Raw genomic sequence first — 2880 nt, 5'->3', positions numbered from 1 at the left:
CTTCTGAGGAGGGCAACCATTGCCGCTTTTTCCCGTTGTTCGCCGGGTAGCTAGGAAAGGAGAACCTCGATGAAGAAGATTGCAATGGTGGTGGCCATGGTAGGCGCTCTGGGCGTCGGCTCGATCGCAACGACATCGCCCGCCGAAGCCCATTGGCGGGGCGGGTGGGGTCCAGGCATCGCAGGCGGACTGATCGCGGGTGCGGTGATCGGCGGCGTCGCCTCTTCGGCGTACGGCTGGGGCCCGGGCTACGGCTACTACGGCGGCCCAGGCTACTACGGCGCCGGGTATTACGGCGGGCCCTACGCCTACGACGATGGGTACGATGCGCCCTATCGGTGGGGAGGCTATGCCACCAGGACCTACTACTCGGCACCGGTGTCCTACGGCTACCGGTACCGTCGGGTCGTCAGGCCGGCGTACGCCTACTACGGGGGCGGATACCCGGTTGTGCGGCACCGCTGGCATCATCATTGGTGAATCACGACGACGTTCGGGCCGCGCTCCGGACGGACGCGGCCCGTCCGTTTGCAGGCGCCGCAGGTCACCACCAGCTACCTGCAAGGAATTCGCGCCGCTCCGACGCCATCCGTCGGTCCGGCGTCATCATCGAAGGCTTGGCTGCGGTCTTTTTGCGAAGACGATTCTCGGCACGCTTGCGGACCGGCGCCTCGCTTTTCGTGGCGGACGGGGACGGTGCTGCAGCCATCGCGGATAGGACATCGCCCGAGGCATGTTCCACCGCTTCCGGAATGGGGTCTACGTTCGCCAACGCCGGCGCAGCGGTCCGTGTCCGCGTGTCGAATATGATCTTCTCCGGAAGGCTACGCGCCGAGTGGATCCGGATGATGGTCTTGTCCGGATCGGAAGCATGCCTGGTCTCAGGCGGCATCGGCAGGTACCGGTCGATCGCAAACAGCAGCGCGACGAGCACACTCCCGACGAAAACGAAATATCTGATGATCGGCATGGACCGCCGCTCGCAGCTTGGCTTGTCGGCGGATGGCGGGCCCGTTTCAGGGCCCGCCGCGACGAAACTATTCGACCTCTTGGACCACCGTCCGGGTCGACGGATCAACGAGCATCACGCGCTCGCCCGAGTAGACGTAACGGTACTTGGTCAACGAAGGACCCCACTCGGCGGGAACCGCCTCGAGCTCGACTTCGCGTGGGACGGGCGAACCAACGACGATCTTCTCGCGGCTCTCGATCGGCCTGATCTTATGCTCCGTGACGTAGGAGCGGATCTTGGTGCGATACTCGGGCTCGATCTGCACCGCAGCGGTGTGTCCGGTGCCTGTGGTCGTGACGACGGTGGACTGCGCCATCGCGCCGGTCGAGAGCAGCGCAGCGGCGGCGGTAATCAGCAGCAATTTCTTCATCATGTTCTCCTTGCCGCTTGATGCGACGCAGCGAGAACCTCGACCCGCCACCGAAGTTCCTGAGTAAGGATAGATTTTTGCCGCTTTTTCCCGACGGGCGACTGTTCGATGGTCAAGCCGCCTGGGAGCTTGGGTCTTCCTGTACTATCGGTGTGCAGAGCGTCCTGACGATGCCGCCGGCAGCATCGAACCAGAATTTCGTGCTCGCAACGGCACCGTCGTAATCGCGATAGTCGAGCCGAATGCAGTCCTGCTCCGGATAGACTTCGTCGAGCACGAATGAAGTCGACGTTGCGCCGCGCAGCTTGGCCGCCCAGTAGCGACGCAGACCGGGCCGTGCGACGAATCGATCTCCACTGCAGCAATCGAGCGTCGCCTGATCTGCATACAGCGCAAGCAAGTCCTCGAGACGGCGCTCGCGGCATGCGTCCAACCAATCGATCACGATTGCGATGGGATCGAAGTCAGTTCCCGACATGGTCCACCTTTCAGTTGTCCCCGGTGGCAGGGTCTGATTACGCCGTGCGACTTGAATGGTGGATGAACCGTCGGTTCTGCTCCCGTTTAGGTCCCGCGCACGTCTGCGCCGTTAGGGATCGGAAGGCTGCAGCGCTCGATTGTTCGCTCGTCTTCGCACGCAAACTGGAGATTACGCGTGGAGGCGCCAGCGCGCTCAGGATCATCAGAGCGATCGGCAGCAACTCCTTCTGAACGAAAGACCATTCCAAACCTTTTGCGCCGTGCTCCTCAGCCCGACCGACATACCCCTCGGTCATTTCGAAACCAACACTGCGCTCGCGACGTTCTCCACAACTGGAGGAGGCAACGACGTGCGAATGAGGACGAGATCGTCATGCGGGTACTGATCGTCGACGACCATCCGGTTGTCGTGACCGGCTGCCGGGCCTTGTTCACGTCGGACCCCTCCGTCGAGATCCTCGAGGCTTCCGACGCGAAGGCGGGCCACCAGGCGTACCTGCAGAACCATCCCGATGTCACGGTCGTGGACGTAAGGCTTCCCGACCTCACCGGCTTCGAGTTGACGCGGCGTATCCGTAAGGACGATCCGGCCGCCAGGATCGTCATCCTCAGCGTGAGCGACGATCCGGCATTCGTGGTGCGCGCGGTCGAAATGGGCGTCCAGGGCTATGTCTCCAAGAGCGACGATCCGCGGCTCCTTGCGAAGGCGATCAGGAAGGTCGCAGCGGGCGAACGCTTCGTCTCGCCCAGATTGGCCGAAGCCACGACTTTCGCCGGCGCGGCGGTCAAGGCCAGTCCCTTGACGCAGATGAGCGCGCGCGAACTCGAGATCCTAAGGCTCCTGGGCCGGGGCGACCGGATCGCCGAAGTGGCATCCGAACTCGGCGTCTCCTACAAGACCGTCGCCAACACGACCTCGATGCTCAAGACCAAGCTCGGCGCCAAAAATCATTCGGACCTCGTCCGGATCGCGGTCGAGATCGACCTGCATTGACGCAGCGGGGAGCCAGCACCACCT

At 63.1% G+C, this 2880-nt stretch carries 5 protein-coding genes; 2 read left to right on the top strand and 3 right to left on the bottom strand.

Translation table 11 applies throughout. From position 1 onward, the window contains the following. The first annotated feature begins 96 nt into the window (after positions 1-96). A complete protein-coding gene (locus AC1D00_RS34645) occupies positions 97-480 on the top strand; it encodes a hypothetical protein (RefSeq protein WP_477013778.1) in 384 nt (127 codons plus the stop codon). 64 nt (positions 481-544) lie between these two features. Here AC1D00_RS34645 and AC1D00_RS34640 read toward each other — a convergent pair whose 3' ends face one another. The 3 genes from AC1D00_RS34640 to AC1D00_RS34630 form a co-directional block, all read right to left on the bottom strand. Continuing rightward, entirely contained in the window at positions 545-934 is a 390-nt protein-coding gene (locus tag AC1D00_RS34640) for a hypothetical protein (protein ID WP_477013777.1), read from the bottom strand. A gap of 103 nt (positions 935-1037) precedes the next feature. Beyond that, positions 1038-1382 (bottom strand): DUF1236 domain-containing protein, encoded by a 345-nt coding sequence (locus AC1D00_RS34635; protein ID WP_477013779.1) that lies wholly within the window; start codon positions 1380-1382, stop codon positions 1038-1040. Between the two features lie 112 nt (positions 1383-1494). After that, a complete protein-coding gene (locus AC1D00_RS34630) occupies positions 1495-1827 on the bottom strand; it encodes a nuclear transport factor 2 family protein (protein ID WP_477013776.1) in 333 nt (110 codons plus the stop codon). Between the two features lie 408 nt (positions 1828-2235). On the opposite strand from AC1D00_RS34630, the gene AC1D00_RS34625 reads away from it, so the two are divergent. Continuing rightward, positions 2236-2856 (top strand): response regulator, encoded by a 621-nt coding sequence (locus AC1D00_RS34625; protein ID WP_477013775.1) that lies wholly within the window; start codon positions 2236-2238, stop codon positions 2854-2856. Positions 2857-2880: the final 24 nt, after the last annotated feature.

The organism is Bradyrhizobium sp. P2_E8 (assembly GCF_056403875.1).
The sequence above is the reverse complement of the archived record's forward strand: the minus strand, read 5'-3'. Positions and strand labels throughout refer to the sequence as shown.

Bases quoted from the DNA above. Each gene is read 5' to 3' on its own strand.
- AC1D00_RS34645 (WP_477013778.1), top strand. From the start codon at position 97: ATGGTAGGCGCTCTGGGCGTCGGCTCGATCGCAACGACATCGCCCGCC.
- AC1D00_RS34625 (WP_477013775.1), top strand. From the start codon at position 2,236: ATGCGGGTACTGATCGTCGACGACCATCCGGTTGTCGTGACCGGCTGC.
- AC1D00_RS34635 (WP_477013779.1), bottom strand. From the start codon at position 1,382: ATGAAGAAATTGCTGCTGATTACCGCCGCCGCTGCGCTGCTCTCGACC.